The organism is Ramlibacter sp. GCM10027632, from assembly GCF_042675325.1.
Taxonomy (GTDB): domain Bacteria; phylum Pseudomonadota; class Gammaproteobacteria; order Burkholderiales; family Burkholderiaceae_C; genus Ramlibacter.
The window spans coordinates 614499-628677 of the sequence record NZ_JBHTGW010000001.1; the positions used below are offsets into that span (position 1 = coordinate 614499).

General features: G+C 65.6%; 10 protein-coding genes. 5 read left to right on the forward strand and 5 right to left on the reverse strand.

Annotated features, from left to right (window positions below; all coding sequences use genetic code 11):
* Positions 1–2: 2 nt before the first annotated feature.
* A complete protein-coding gene (locus ACFQZY_RS02765) occupies positions 3–809 on the reverse strand; it encodes a (Fe-S)-binding protein (RefSeq protein WP_377412292.1) in 807 nt (268 codons plus the stop codon).
* A gap of 25 nt (positions 810–834) precedes the next feature.
* Between ACFQZY_RS02765 and ACFQZY_RS02770 the strand changes: the two genes are divergently transcribed.
* A complete protein-coding gene (locus ACFQZY_RS02770) occupies positions 835–1704 on the forward strand; it encodes a LysR substrate-binding domain-containing protein (RefSeq protein ID WP_377412294.1) in 870 nt (289 codons plus the stop codon).
* Positions 1705–1757: 53 nt separating this feature from the next.
* On the opposite strand, the gene ACFQZY_RS02775 is transcribed toward ACFQZY_RS02770, so the two are convergent.
* Positions 1758–3419 (reverse strand): L-lactate permease, encoded by a 1662-nt coding sequence (locus ACFQZY_RS02775; RefSeq protein WP_377412296.1) that lies wholly within the window; start codon positions 3417–3419, stop codon positions 1758–1760.
* A gap of 322 nt (positions 3420–3741) precedes the next feature.
* Between ACFQZY_RS02775 and ACFQZY_RS02780 the strand changes: the two genes are divergently transcribed.
* Complete coding sequence (locus ACFQZY_RS02780) at positions 3742–7197, forward strand: pyruvate carboxylase (RefSeq protein WP_377412298.1); 3456 nt, start codon at positions 3742–3744, stop codon at positions 7195–7197.
* Between the two features lie 541 nt (positions 7198–7738).
* On the opposite strand, the gene ACFQZY_RS02785 is transcribed toward ACFQZY_RS02780, so the two are convergent.
* Positions 7739–8347 (reverse strand): SOUL family heme-binding protein, encoded by a 609-nt coding sequence (locus tag ACFQZY_RS02785; RefSeq protein ID WP_377412300.1) that lies wholly within the window; start codon positions 8345–8347, stop codon positions 7739–7741.
* A gap of 26 nt (positions 8348–8373) precedes the next feature.
* A complete protein-coding gene (locus ACFQZY_RS02790; protein WP_377412302.1) occupies positions 8374–8835 on the reverse strand; it encodes a DUF3429 domain-containing protein in 462 nt (153 codons plus the stop codon).
* A gap of 210 nt (positions 8836–9045) precedes the next feature.
* Here ACFQZY_RS02790 and mutS point away from each other — a divergent pair, with 210 nt between their 5' ends.
* The 3 genes from mutS to ACFQZY_RS02805 are packed head-to-tail and all read left to right on the forward strand — an operon-like array spanning position 9046 to position 13292.
* Entirely contained in the window at positions 9046–11661 is a 2616-nt protein-coding gene (gene mutS, locus ACFQZY_RS02795; protein ID WP_377412304.1) for a DNA mismatch repair protein MutS, read from the forward strand.
* Positions 11658–12485 carry a peptidase gene (locus ACFQZY_RS02800; protein ID WP_377412306.1) on the forward strand — a complete coding sequence of 276 codons (828 nt, stop codon included), beginning with the start codon at positions 11658–11660 and terminating at the stop codon, positions 12483–12485. The genes mutS and ACFQZY_RS02800 overlap by 4 nt, the downstream gene beginning before the upstream one ends.
* A 9-nt stretch (positions 12486–12494) precedes the next feature.
* Positions 12495–13292: an alpha/beta hydrolase gene (locus ACFQZY_RS02805; RefSeq protein WP_377412309.1), complete on the forward strand. Its 798-nt coding sequence runs from the start codon at positions 12495–12497 to the stop codon at positions 13290–13292.
* A gap of 34 nt (positions 13293–13326) precedes the next feature.
* Here the strand turns inward: ACFQZY_RS02805 and ACFQZY_RS02810 are convergent, their stop codons facing one another.
* Complete coding sequence (locus ACFQZY_RS02810; protein ID WP_377412311.1) at positions 13327–14151, reverse strand: undecaprenyl-diphosphate phosphatase; 825 nt, start codon at positions 14149–14151, stop codon at positions 13327–13329.
* Positions 14152–14179 lie beyond the last annotated feature (28 nt).

Below are 14179 nucleotides of genomic sequence, written 5' to 3' on the forward strand. Positions count from 1 at the left end.
AGTCAATCGGTCACTTGCCGGGCCGCATCCGGAGCGCCCAAACGCTCGCGTATGAAGCTGGCCAGATGCACCACCCGAGGCAGCGCTTCGCCGGCTGCGCGGCGCTTCTCCGCAGCGTGGTGGAGATTCATCAGGCATCCGCAATCGCCGCTCACCAGCACCTGGGCTCCACTGTCTCGGATGCTGTCGAGCTTGTCGTTGACCATGGCACCCGAAATGGCTGGATGGCGTGCGGAAAAGGTGCCCCCAAAGCCGCAACATTCGGCGGCACGGGCTTGCTGGACCATTTCCACTCCAGGCAGGCCGCGAAGCAGGGCTTCGCTGGACAAGTGGCAGCCCATCTCACGGCGCGCCGAACAGGACGTGTGCAGCGCCACCTGAAGCTTTGGCGCTTGGTGGCCTGGATTGTGGGAGGCCAAGCCGAGTACATCCCGTGCGAAATGGGTCCACTCAACCACCCGAGCCGCAACGTCTTCGGCCTGTGCCAGCCGTCGAGGATCGTCTTTGAACAGGCGCGGCCAGTGATGCACCAGCATCCCCGCACAGGACCCTGACGGCACCACGATGGGCCAGGGCTGCGGAAAGATATCAAGCTGGGCGCGAGCAACACGCCGGGCTTCCTCATTAAAACCACTGGTGTATGCCGGCTGGCCACAGCAACTTTGAGCCTCCGGGAAATGCACCACGATGCCGGCGTCAGACATCAGCCGGATGGCATCCAGGCCAGCGCCCGGCGCCATCAAATCGATCACGCACGTGGAAAATACATACACGTCCCTAGGGAATTTAACTTCTACGATTTGACTCATTAGCTTTCTTTCGCTGTTCGCTGAAATGATCCGACTGAACCGACTTCCCCCCATCCATGCCCTGGCTGCCTTTGAAAGCGCGGCCCGATTGGGGGGCTTCGCGCAGGCGGCCGTCGAGTTGTGCATCACGCCCAGCGCAGTGAGTCACAGGATCCGACTGCTCGAGTCCCAGTTGGGAGAGCAGCTTTTCGAGCGGTCGCCCACGGGTGTGCGCTTGACGGCAGCCGGCCAGCGCACCCTTGCGGGTGTACGTGAAGCCTTTGACCGGTTGGCTCACCTCTCCCGGGTGGAAGCGCCCAGTTTGAGCTTGAGCGTGGGAGTGCCACCCACGTTTGCACGCCATCTGCTGATTCCCCGCTTGCCGGCCTTCTACCAAGACTGGCCAGATATCGAGATTCAGATCGACGTCGCTGCGCCCATGCAAGACAAGCACGGACGGCATGATGTGGACATTCGCTTCGGCAAAGGAGACTTTGATGAACGCGCCTCGATCCCCCTGTTCTCGGATCACCTGCAAGTCCTGGCCAGTCCCGAGTACCTGAGTCGACGTTCTCTCGTCCAGCCCACGGACCTCCAACCGGGCGATCTGCTGCGCTCGCCCTTGCTGCCCTGGCAACTGTGGCTGTCGGCCGTAGGGGTGAACGGGCCCGAACCTGGCCGAGGCGCGCTTTTCACCGACCTGGGTATCCTGCTCGAAGCTGCTGCCAGCGGCTTGGGCGTCGCGCTGTGTCTGGCCCGGGTCGCCGAGCCTTTCATCGCCCGTGGACAACTGGTGCCGCTGTTCGACCAGGCAGTGCCGTCGCCCCACACCTACCATGCTCTGGTGGACGCCGAGACCGCCCAGCGTCCTGAAGTGACCGCCTTCACCGACTGGCTCAAGACTTCTCTGGCCTGAAGCCTGTCGTTGAGTGAAAGTGTTCAGCATGGCAGAGCAGCGGCCGTCCATGTTCAGTGAATCACCATCTGCGTGAACGGCCAGACGTAAGCCTGAAGCGTCACGAAGATACCCACCAGGCAGGCCAGCGCGATGGAGTGGAAAAACACGTAGCGCAGGATGTCACCTTCGTGGTTGAACCAGCGCGTGGCAGTGGATGCCACAACGATGGATTGCGCATCGATCATCTTGCCCATGACGCCCCCCGAGCTGTTGGCCGCGCCCATCAGGTTCGGGCTCAGACCCAGTTGCTCGGCCGCCACCTTCTGCATGCCACCGAACAGGACGTTGGAAGCGGTGTCCGAACCCGTGAGCGCAACACCCAGCCAGCCCATCAGGGTTCCGAAAAAGGGGTAGAGCCAGCCCGTATTGGCAAAAGCCAAACCGAGCGTGGTGTCCGTGCCCGAGTAGCGCGTGAGCGTACCCAGGGCGAGCATCAGGACGATGGTCAGCAGCGAGTAGCGAACCAGCCACATGGTGCGGAAAAAGGTGCGCACCAGCGCCACCGGGCTGTACTTCATCACCAGACCGCCAACAATGGCTGACAGCAGGATGCCGGTGCCTGTGGCCGAAAGCAGGTTCAGGGTATAGATCGCGGCTTCCTTGTGGGGCTTGGGCACCACCGGAGGCATCTTCTCGATCAGGTTGTGCAGGCCTTCAATGGGAAATGCCGGGGCAAAGATGCCATTGAAATACTTCTTGACCTCCGGCAGGCCCCAGATGAACACGAACACCGTCAGGATGGCCCAGGGCGTCCAGGCACGGATGACTTCAGCCCGCGAGTGCTGCTTGATCGCCTCCAAAGGCTTGGCCTCTCCGCCAGCACTTTCGTGCCCCTTCAGGGAGACGGAGGTCCAGATGGTCTTGGGCTGCCAGACCCTCAGGAAGCTGACCAGTGCGGCCATCGACACAACAGCCGCAATGACGTCCACCAGTTCAGGGCCGATGTAGTTGGACACCAGGAACTGGGACACGGCAAAGCTCGCGCCCGTGACCAGGATGGCCGGCCAGACTTCCCACATGGCCTTGCGTCCGGCAAAGGCCCAGATCAGCCAGAAAGGGACCAGCAGCGAGAAGAAAGGCAGTTGGCGGCCAATCATGGCCGAGACCTCCATCAGGTCGTAGCCGTGCACCTTGGCCAGGGTGATGACCGGCGTGCCCAGCGCGCCGTAAGCCACCGGGGCGGTGTTGGCGATCAGGCTGAGGCCCGAGGCGGCCAATGGGGAAAAGCCCAGGCCGATCAGGATGGCCGCGGTCACAGCGACCGGGGTGCCAAAGCCGGCGGCTCCTTCAAAGAAGGCGCCAAACGCAAAGGCGATCAGCAACAGTTGCAGGCGCCTGTCCTGGGTGATGCCGGCAATTGAATCCTGCAGCACCTTGAAGCTGCCATTCTGCTCGGTCAGCTGGTGCAGAAAGATGATGTTCAGAACGATCCAGCCAATGGGCAGAAGACCGGTCAAGCCGCCGTAGAAGGCGGCATTGCCGGCCATGCTGGCGGGCATGCCATAAGCGAAGACCGCAATGGCCAGAGCCGCGATCAGACCGAGCGCCGCTGCAATGTGCGCCTTCAGGTGGAGGAATCCCAAGCCCACCAGCATCACCACCACGGGGATGGCGCCGAGCAGGGTTGAAATGACCATGTTGCCGAATGGATCGTAGACCTGTTGCCACGTCATCGCTGTTCTCCTGTTGTCGTGTGCGCCGGTTTGCGAGGCCGTGTGAGCCTTGCTCCACCCCGGCTAGATTTATTCATGGGGCCTGCCCAAAACAAAGCCACTTGGCCAAGCCGGCGGTGGCGAATGGTCGATGAGGCCCCGTCTTGGAGCAAACGAATGTTTTTCAGCGCCCCGGGATTAAAAAGTCTCAATGCGGGTTAACCCTTGTTTTTGAACCGGGCAGCTTCCTCAGAACACATCCAACTGGTTGAATCACGCCGCCTGACTCAGGTCGTCAAAACGCGGCGCCTCGCTTCATCCCATGTCAAAGAAGAATCGACCCATGATCGCTCGCCCCATTCGTTCCCTGCTGATCGCCAACCGAGGCGAGATTGCTATCCGCGTGATGCGCGCCGCCACCGAAATGGGCATCCGAACGGTGGCTGTCTACGCCACCGAGGACCGCTTTTCATTGCACCGTTTCAAGGCCGACGAGAGTTATCTGATCGGTCTGGGCGAAAAGCCAATCGCTGCCTACCTGAACATTGCCGAAGTCATCCGTGTGGCCAAGCAAGCCGGTGTAGATGCCATCCATCCCGGTTACGGATTCCTCTCGGAGAACCCTGACTTTGCAGACGCTTGCGCAGCCGCAGGCATCGCGTTTGTGGGTCCCTCAAGTGACGTGATGCGTACGCTGGGCAATAAAGTGGCCGCCCGAAACCTGGCGCAGTCCGTGGGCGTGCCGGTGATGCCGGCCACGCCACCGCTCCCCCAGGAGGCGGGAGCAGCCAAAGAAATGGCTCGCCAGATCGGCTACCCAGTGATGCTCAAGGCCAGTTGGGGCGGTGGCGGACGGGGTATGCGCATCATTGCAAACGACGAGGAATTGATCACGCAGATGCCCGTCGCCAGAAGCGAGGCCTTGTCTGCCTTTGGAAACGACGAGATCTACCTGGAAAAGCTCGTCCAGCGAGCCCGCCATGTCGAGGTGCAGATCCTGGGTGATACCCATGGCCATCTGGTGCACCTGTTCGAGCGCGATTGTTCGGTACAGCGTCGGAATCAAAAAGTGGTCGAGCGAGCGCCGGCCCCGTATCTGGACGACAGCACACGACAGGCGCTCTGTGACGCGGCTCTGCGACTCGGCCGTGCCGTCAACTACACCCACGCCGGTACCGTGGAGTTCCTGATGGATGCCGACAGCGGCGATTTCTATTTCATCGAGGTGAATCCGCGCATTCAGGTGGAGCACACCGTCACTGAGCAGGTCACGGGTATTGACCTTGTCAAGGCTCAGATCGCTGTTACCCAGGGCGCCGCGGTCGGCGTGGACGGCGGGGTGGTGCCCGCGCAGCAAAGCATCCGCCTCAACGGTCATGCCCTGCAATGCCGGGTCACGACGGAAGATGCTGAAAAGAATTTCGCGCCCGACTACGGCCGCTTGTCCACCTACCGCTCAAGTGGGGGCTTTGGAGTTAGGCTGGACAGCGGCACGGCCTACTCCGGCGCAGTCATCACGCCCTACTACGACAGTCTCCTGGTCAAGGTCACCACATGGGGAGCCACTGCACCCGATGCGATTGCCCGCATGGACCGCACCTTGCGCGAATTCCGCATCCGAGGCGTGGCGACCAATTTGCCGTTCCTCGAGAACGTCATCGCCCACCCACTTTTCCAGAGTGGCCAATGCACCACACGCTTCATCGATCAGACCCCCGAGTTGATCCAGTTCTCCCCCAGGCAGGACCGCGCCACCAAACTGCTCAAGTACCTGGGCAACGTGACCGTCAACGGCCATCCGGAAATGAAGGGGCGCGTGTTGCCGACGCTGCCTCTGTCCGTGGCGGTCAAGCCTGAATACGACCTGTCGCAGGCACCTGCCCCCGGTACCCGTGATCTCCTCAGGCAGCTCGGCACGGATGGGTTCATTGAGTGGATCAAGGCCCAGGAGCGCGTGTTACTGACAGACACCACCATGCGTGATGCGCATCAGTCGCTGCTGGCAACACGCATGCGCAGCAAGGACATGGTCGATGTGGCGCCGCACTATGCCCGGCTGTTGCCGAACCTGTTTTCGCTCGAGTGCTGGGGCGGCGCCACCTTTGACGTGGCAATGCGTTTTCTCCATGAAGATCCCTGGGATCGCCTGGCTCAGCTGCGCGCCTCCGTACCGAACCTCCTGCTCCAGATGCTGCTGCGCGCCTCCAATGCCGTGGGCTACACCAACTATCCCGACAACGTCGTCCGATTCTTTGTGGAGCAGGCAGCCAGGAGCGGGATTGACGTGTTCCGGGTCTTCGACTCGCTCAATTCAGTCGACAACATGCGCATGGCCATTGATGCCGTGCGAGAGTCGGGTGCGATCTGCGAAGCAGCGATCTGCTACACCGGAGATCTGTTCGACGAGCGTCGGCACAAATACGGCCTTGGGTACTATGTCCAGATGGCCAAGTCCCTGGAAAAAGCAGGTGCGCAGATGCTGGCCATCAAGGACATGGCCGGCGTGTGTCGCCCTCGTGCAGCAGCCACGTTGGTCCGTGCGTTGAAGGACGCCACGGGCCTGCCCATTCATTTCCACACGCACGACACCAGCGGCCTGGCCGCGGCCAGCGTGCTGGCCGCTGTAGAGGCCGGTTGTGACATCGTGGACGGCGCCATCGACGCCATGAGCGGCCTGACCTCTCAGCCCAACCTGGGCAGCATCGTGGCCGCGCTGGACGGCAGCGAGCGAGACCCACAGGTAGACCGGGAGGCGTTGCGCGGCCTCTCGCACTACTGGGAGGGCGTGCGTCGCTACTACCTACCGTTCGAAAGCGACATCCGAAGCGGCACATCCGACGTCTACCGGCATGAGATGCCTGGTGGCCAGTACACCAATCTGCGTGAGCAGGCTCGCGCGATGGGGTTGGAGCACCGCTGGCCCGACATCGCCAAGGCGTACGCCCAAGTCAATCTGCTTTTCGGTGACATTGTCAAGGTCACACCCACCTCCAAGGTGGTGGGCGATATGGCGCTGTTCATGGTGGCCAATGACCTCTCGCCTGAGAGCGTCCTCGAGCCGGGTCGCGACCTGGCGTTTCCCGAATCGGTTGTTCAATTGATGCGTGGCGAACTCGGCTTTCCTGCGGATGGATTCCCGTCGGCTCTGCAGGCCAAGGTACTCAGGGGCCAGGCTGCGCTCGTCGGACGGCCAGGAGAACACCTGCCACCGGTCGATCTGGAAGCACAGAGGCGCCAGGCCGAGCAGGTGCTGGGGCAATCGGTCAGTGATCAGGATCTGGCGTCCTACCTGATGTACCCCAAGGTCTTCCTCGAATACGCCAGACACAGAGGCCACTATGGCGATGTCTCCACCATCCCGACACCAGCGTTCTTCTATGGATTGCAGGACCACGAGGAGATAGCTGTCACCATCGACACAGGCAAGACCTTGCACGTGCGCATCGATGGACGTACCCCGCCCGACGATGACGGCCAGTGTCGCCTTTTTTTTGAGCTCAACGGCCAGCCCAGGATGGTGCGCGTGCCCATGGCCGGCGCGTCATCAACCGCCAAGACGCTCAGGCAGGCCGACGACGGCAACCCGGACCACATTGCCTCGCCCATGCCTGGGAGCGTCAGCCGCGTGGCCGTCAAGGAGGGGCAGAAGGTCGAAAAGGGCGATGTGCTCTTGTCAATCGAAGCCATGAAGATGGAGAGTCTGGTCGTTGCTGAGCGCGCTGCGACCATCGGGCGCATCCATGTCAAGCACGGAGACATCGTGACCGCCAAGGCATTAATGATGGAGTTGGAGGCCTGACAGGTGCTATCTGCTTGAACGTGCTGCGCACAGAGCCTGAATCCAATCGAGAGCCAAAAGCGACGCCTGATTCTGGCGGTGATTCCTATAAACCGGGCTTCGCGCAATGGACCTGCTGCATGAAGCGCCAGTGACACATATTCCTGTGGTGGGTCGGGCCTCCCAAAACGGGAGCTGCGCCTGCTCGATGTTGGCTGTTCTCATCATTTTCTGAGCTGGCAGTGTTCAACGGCGGCTATTGGCCGATCACAGTCCCTTAGCGATAGCGTTCCAGGCGACCGCTCCCAGCCTGAAGCGGTCTCTCTTGCGCGGTGATCCAACTTCCGATCCTGGCCGTTGTGAAACGCTCGCCCGAACCCGGACATCGCGAAGGTGGCCCAGTCGGGTCCGCCGAGGTCGTGGACCAGCTATCCAGGATGTCCTTCCGCACAGCGGCCAGCCGCGAGCCGGAGGACTTCCTCAGCGTCCTGACCAGCGACATGGGTTGGACGAGCGACGTGGCCCGCACACGGGACATCAAGCCTGAGTGAGGCGAGCCGCGTCAGGGCTCCAGTGCCAGCCAGATCTCGTTGCGACGCAGGAACCAGGGCGTGAAAGGCGGGTTGTAGCGCGAGAGCGTGGGCTCTCCGGACCAGCGCAGCTGCGCTTCGCGCAGCACCGATTGCAACTTGCCCAGGTGCTCGTCGAAGTTCGACTGGGACCAGAAGCCCGAGTAGCGGATCACCGCGACTCGCCGGGCCGGCACTTCGCGCAACTGCACTCGCGCATCGAGCGGCTCGGGCGCCTGGGACAGCGTGATGGCCTTCGGCAGGACAAACTGCACGACATAGCCACCGGGCGCCTGGGACTGCGTCACCGGTGCGGTCATCTCCATCCTCATGGGCTCGGCCGTCTGCGTCACGGGGGCCGTCATCTCCAGCGACCGGGCCCCCTTGTTCTTGCCAAAGATGTAGGCCGCCAGGATGGGAAAGGCTTCATTACCCGCCCGGTCCGCCGTCGTGGCCAGCGTGACCTGGGCCACGACATAGGGCGCGTACTGCCTCAGCTCCACGCCGTCGATTTCCTGCAGGACCTCGTAGGCAGGTTCTTCGATGGCCAGGGCGAAAACCGGAAGGCAGGCCAGGAGGGCGGCAACCAGCAGGGATCTCATGGGGGCTCCTGTGTGAGCGGGGAGGGTCAAGCGCGGCCCGCGGACCACCACGCATTCACGCTCAGGCACAGGCATGCGACCGCCGTCAGCCGCCAGCGCAGGGGCAAATACCAGCCTGGCAACTGCGCGTGAACGGCCAGGCGGCGGTCCTGCACCAGGTGCAGCACGAACCCGGCGACAAGGACCAGCAGCGGCATGGCGCCTGCCTGCATCGCGGCAGGCCAAGCCATCAGGGCCGGCACGACACTCCAAGCGAAGGCCCGACGCCGCAGCGCCGTGTCCAGATGCGCAGCACTCATGGCAACGCCCCAGTGCAGCGCGCCCACGAAACTGAGGATCACCGCGCCGTAGCCGGCCAGTGCGCGGGACCAGACGTCCGCATGCGGGGGATCCACCTGCGCGAGCAGGGCCAGGGCCACGAACGGCACCAGGCCACCGTAGCCGAGGCAGGCGACTTCGACAGGGGGAGCGGTGTTGGCGTTGGTCATTCGAGTTCGGATGGGCAAGAACCGTCCGACGGTAGCAAAAGTCGACGGAACCTGCCGAGGCCCCCCGGATCCCCCGCCACGACATACCGAGTGCCCTGGACGCCGTGTTCCTCCAGGCCGCCCGCCTCAGCGCTCAATGAAGTCGGACCGGGCGGACCCATTAGCATTGCAGGTTGACCCGCCGCCTCTCCCGCGGCCGCCCGACCTTCAATGCCCCAAGACACCCCGATCACCGCCAGCGACCTCCTCGCCCAGGGCCACACCCCCATGATGGCCCAGTACCTGGCCATCAAGGCGCAGTTTCCCGAGACGCTGGTCTTCTACCGCATGGGGGACTTCTACGAGCTGTTCTACGACGACGCCGAGAAGGCCGCCCGCCTGCTGGACATCACCCTCACCCGCCGCGGCCAGTCCGCCGGCGAGCCGGTCACCATGGCCGGCGTCCCCTTCCACTCGGTCGAGACCTACCTGGCCCGCATCATCAAGCTCGGCGAGTCCGTGGCGATCTGCGAGCAGGTGGGCGACGTGGGCGCCAGCAAGGGCCCGGTGGAGCGCAAGGTGGTGCGCGTGGTCACCCCCGGCACCCTCACCGACACCGCCCTCCTGAACGACAAGAGCGAGGCCACCCTGCTGGCCGTGCACCAGGGCCCGCGCCACCGCCTCGGCCTGGCCTGGATGGCCGTGACCCAGGGCGCGCTGCAGCTGGCCGAGTGCGACGCCGACGCACTGGAGGCCTGGATCGCCCGCATCGCCCCCAGCGAGATCGTGTTCAGCGCCGAGGTCACCCCCGCCTTCGAGGAGCGCCTGAAGGCCGCGCGCGCCGGCGCGCCGCTCACGGTGCGCCCGGCCTTCCAGTTCGACGCCGGTCTGGGCGCGCGCCGCCTGCGCGAGCAGCTGCAGGCCGCCAGCCTGGGCGCCTGGGGCGCCGACGACCTGCCCGAGGCCCACGCCGCCGCCGCCGCCCTGCTCGCCTATGCCGAGCACACCCAGGGCCGCGCCCTCACCCACGTGCTGTCCCTGCAGGTGCAGCGCGACGACGAGCTGATCGACCTGCCCCTGACCACCCGCCGCAACCTCGAGCTGGTGCAGACCCTGCGCGGCGACGACGGCCCCACGCTGTTCAAGCTGATCGACACCTGCATGACCGGCATGGGCAGCCGCATGCTGCGCACCTGGCTGCTCGCGCCGCGTCGCGACCGCGCCCAGGCCATCGCCCGCCACGACGCCATCGACGCCCTGCGCAGCGGCCCCTGGCAGGACCTGCGTGACTACCTCAAGGGCACCAGCGACGTCGAGCGCATCACCGCCCGCATCGCCCTGCGCCAGGTGCGCCCGCGCGAGCTGGTGGGCCTGCGCCACTCGCTGGACAAGGCGGCGCGGCTGGCCCCGGTGCTGGCCGGCCAGCCCGGGCTGCTCGCGCGCCTGGCCGAGGACCTGGTGCCGCCGCCCGAGTGCGCGCCCCTGCTGGCCCGTGCCCTCTTCGAGGAGCCGGCCGCCCTGGTGCGCGATGGCGGCGTGATCGCCACCGGCTTCGACGCCGAGCTCGACGAGCTGCGCGCCATCCAGGAGAACGCCGACGGCTTCCTCGTGCAGCTGGAGGTGAAGGAGCGCGAGCGCACCGGCATCGCCAACCTCAAGGTGCAGTTCAACAAGGTGCACGGCTTCTACATCGAGGTCACCCAGGGCCAGCTGGACAAGGTGCCCGAGGACTACCGCCGCCGCCAGACCCTGAAGAACGCCGAGCGCTTCATCACCCCCGAGCTCAAGGCCTTCGAGGACAAGGCCCTGTCCGCGCAGGAGCGCGCCCTGGCCCGCGAGAAGTGGCTGTACGAGCAGCTGCTGGACACGCTGCAGCCGCAGGTGGCCGCCCTCACCCGCCTGGCCCGGGCCATCGCCTCGCTGGACGCGCTGTGCGCGCTGGCCGAGCGCTCCCTCACCCTGGGCTGGTGCCGCCCGCAGTTCACGAAGGAGCCGGGCATCGAGATCGCCAGGGGCCGCCACCCGGTGGTCGAGGCGCGCCTGGCCGAGACCTCCGGCGGCAGCTTCATCCCCAACGACACGCGCCTGGGCCCGAAGCAGCGCATGCAGGTGATCACCGGGCCCAACATGGGCGGTAAATCCACCTACATGCGCCAGGTAGCCCTGATCTGCCTGCTCGCCTCCATGGGCGCCTTCGTGCCGGCCCAGGCCTGCCGCCTCGGGCCGATGGACGCCATCCACACCCGCATCGGCGCGGCCGACGACCTGGCCAACGCCCAGTCCACCTTCATGCTGGAGATGACCGAGGCCGCCCAGATCCTGCACGCGGCGACGCCCCACAGCCTGGTGCTGATGGACGAGATCGGCCGGGGCACCTCCACCTTCGATGGCCTGGCACTTGCTAGCGGGATTGCGGCCCACCTGCATGACAAGACCCAGGCCTACACCTTGTTCGCCACGCACTACTTCGAGCTGACCGAGTTCCCGGCGCGCCACCACGCGGCGGTGAACACGCATGTGAGCGCCACGGAGGCGGGGCACGACATCGTGTTCCTGCACGAGATCCAGCCCGGCCCCGCCAGCCGCAGCTACGGCATCCAGGTGGCGCGGCTGGCCGGCATGCCGACCGCCGTGGTGAACCACGCCCGCCACACCCTGGCCGCCCTCGAGGCGCAGCAGGCCGGCTCGCGCGAGCAGGTAGACTTGTTCGCACCGCCGCCCGAGCCGCCGCAGGCCGCGCACAGCGCGGTGGAGGCGGCCCTGCGGGCGATCGACCCGGACGCGATGAGCCCGCGCGAGGCCCTCGACGCGCTCTACCAACTGAAGAAGAAACTGGAACCGCAATGACCTACTGCGTCGGCATCAAGCTCAACGCCGGGCTGGTGTTCCTGTCCGACTCCCGCACCAACGCGGGCGTGGACCACATCAGCACCTTCCGCAAGATGATCGTCTACGAGCGCCCGGGCGACCGCTTCATGGTGCTGCTCTCCGCAGGCAACCTGTCGATCTCCCAGTCGGTGCGCGAGATCCTGCAGGTCGAGCAATTGCGCGACCCGGACGGCGGCGAGGCCGTCACCATCTGGAATGCCAAGAGCATGTTCGACGCGGCCCGCATCCTGGGCCAGGCCGTGCGCCGCGTGTACGACCGCGACGCCGCCTCGCTCAAGTCCGCCGGCGTGGAATTCAATGTCTCGCTGATCTTCGGCGGCCAGATCAAGGGCGAGGGCATGCGCCTGTTCAATGTCTATTCGGCCGGCAACTTCATCGAGGCCACCGCCGAGTCGCCCTACTTCCAGATCGGCGAGTCCAAGTACGGCAAGCCGGTGCTCGATCGCGTCATCACACCCGACACCCCGCTGGACGAGGCCGCCAAGTGCGCGCTGGTGTCCATGGACTCGACGATGAAGTCCAACCTCTCCGTCGGCCCGCCGCTGGACCTGGTGGTCTACGAGGCCAACCGGCTGGAGTCGGACAAGGTGGCCTGCCTGGGGGTCAACAACCCCTACTACCAGATGCTGCACAAGACCTGGGGCGAGAAGCTGCGCCAGGTGTTCGACAGCCTCGAGGACCCGGTGTGGGACGACACCCGCACCGACACCCCGCTCAAGGTGGACGAGCCGCGCTACAAGACCCTCAAGAAGATCGGGCGTCCGGAGGACAGGCTGATCTGAGCCGGCTCCATGAGCCTGGTCGTCTTCGCGCACGCGAACAGCTTCCCCGCCGGCACCTACGGCGTGCTGTTCCGGCAGTTGCGCGCGCGCGGGTTCACCGTGAAGGCCCCCGAGAAGCTCGGGCATGACCCGGCCCGGCCAGTCACCGACAACTGGCCCCACCTGGTCGAGGAACTCGCCGCGTTCACCACGCGCGAGGTGGACCAGGCGGGCGAGCCGGCCTTCCTCGTCGGCCATTCCCTCGGCGGCTTCCTGGCCGTGATGTGCGCGGCACGCCACCCGGCGCTGGCGCGCGGCGTGCTGATGCTCGACTCCCCCCTGATCGGCGGCTGGAAGGCCACCGCCGTCGCTGCGGCCAAGCGCACCCCGCTGGTGGGCGCGCTGTCACCGGGTGCGGTGAGCCGCAAGCGCCGCAACCGGTGGCCGGGCGTGGAGGAGGCGCTCGAGCATTTCCGCCACAAGAAGGCCTTCGCCCGCTGGGACCCGCAGGTGCTGCGCGACTACGTGGTGCACGGCATGCGCGACGACGGCGGCGAGCGCGTGCTGGCCTTCGACCGCGACATCGAGACCCGCATCTACAACACCCTGCCCCACAACCTCGACCGGCTGCTGCGGCGGCATCCGCTGCAGTGCCCGGCGGCCTTCATCGGCGGACTGCAGTCGCAGGAGATCGCCCAGGTCGGCCTGGCCCTGACCCGGCGGGTCACCGGGGGCCGCATGGCGATGATGGAAGGCAGCCACCTGTTCCCGATGGAAAAGCCGGTGGCCACGGCCGCCGCGATCGAGGCGGCGCTGCTGGCGCTGTGAGGCGCGCAGGCACGCCCGGCGGACGCGAGGCGCGTCAGGCCCTCCAGGGCACCAGGCCGGTCCACGAGGTGGCCAGCACCACGACCCCGAAGACGATGCGGTAGTAGGCGAACGGCACGAAGCTGTTCGAGGCGATGTACCGCAGCAGCCAGCGAACGCACAGCCAGGCGCTGAGGAACGAGAACACGAGCCCCACGCCGAACACCGGCAGGTCGGCCACCGACAGCAGCGCCCGCTCCTTGTAGAGGCTGTAGGCGCCCGCGCCGATCAGGGTGGGGATGGCCAGGAAGAAGGAGAAGTCGGTCGCGGCCTTGCGCGAGAGGCCCAGCAGCATGCCGCCGATGATGGTGGCGCCGCTGCGGCTGGTGCCGGGGATCATGGCCAGGCACTGCACCAGGCCGACCTTGAGCGCATCACGCCCGCGCAGGTCGTCCACTTCCTGGATGCGCACCGCGGTGGCCTGCCGGCGCTCGGCCCACAGGATGATGAAGCCGCCCAGGATGAAGGTGGAGGCCACCACCTCGGGGGTGAACAGGTGCGACTTGATCCACTTGCCCAGGGCCAGGCCCATGATCACCGCGGGCAGGAAGCCCAGGGCCACGTTGAAGGCGAAGCGCTGGGCGCGCTCCTGCGTGGGCAGGGCCGCCAGCGTGTCGCGGATCCGCTGCCAGTAGACGATGATGACGGCGAGGATGGCGCCGGTCTGGATGGCGATGTCGAAGACCTTGGCCTTGTCGTCGTCGAATCCGAGCAGCGCGCCGGCGAGGATCAGGTGGCCGGTGCTGGAGATCGGGAGGAACTCGGTCAGGCCCTCGACGATGCCCATGATGGCGGCCTTGGCCAGCGAAACGACGTCCACGCGGATCCCCCTGCTTGAAAGACCCGCG

Coding starts and splice junctions, on each gene's coding strand:
- ACFQZY_RS02805 (WP_377412309.1), top strand. CDS start 12,495: ATGAGCCTGGTCGTCTTCGCGCACGCGAACAGCTTCCCCGCCGGCACC.
- ACFQZY_RS02765 (WP_377412292.1), bottom strand. CDS start 809: ATGAGTCAAATCGTAGAAGTTAAATTCCCTAGGGACGTGTATGTATTT.
- ACFQZY_RS02770 (WP_377412294.1), top strand. CDS start 835: ATGATCCGACTGAACCGACTTCCCCCCATCCATGCCCTGGCTGCCTTT.
- ACFQZY_RS02800 (WP_377412306.1), top strand. CDS start 11,658: ATGACCTACTGCGTCGGCATCAAGCTCAACGCCGGGCTGGTGTTCCTG.
- ACFQZY_RS02775 (WP_377412296.1), bottom strand. CDS start 3,419: ATGACGTGGCAACAGGTCTACGATCCATTCGGCAACATGGTCATTTCA.
- ACFQZY_RS02785 (WP_377412300.1), bottom strand. CDS start 8,347: ATGAGATCCCTGCTGGTTGCCGCCCTCCTGGCCTGCCTTCCGGTTTTC.
- mutS (WP_377412304.1), top strand. CDS start 9,046: ATGCCCCAAGACACCCCGATCACCGCCAGCGACCTCCTCGCCCAGGGC.
- ACFQZY_RS02790 (WP_377412302.1), bottom strand. CDS start 8,835: ATGACCAACGCCAACACCGCTCCCCCTGTCGAAGTCGCCTGCCTCGGC.
- ACFQZY_RS02780 (WP_377412298.1), top strand. CDS start 3,742: ATGATCGCTCGCCCCATTCGTTCCCTGCTGATCGCCAACCGAGGCGAG.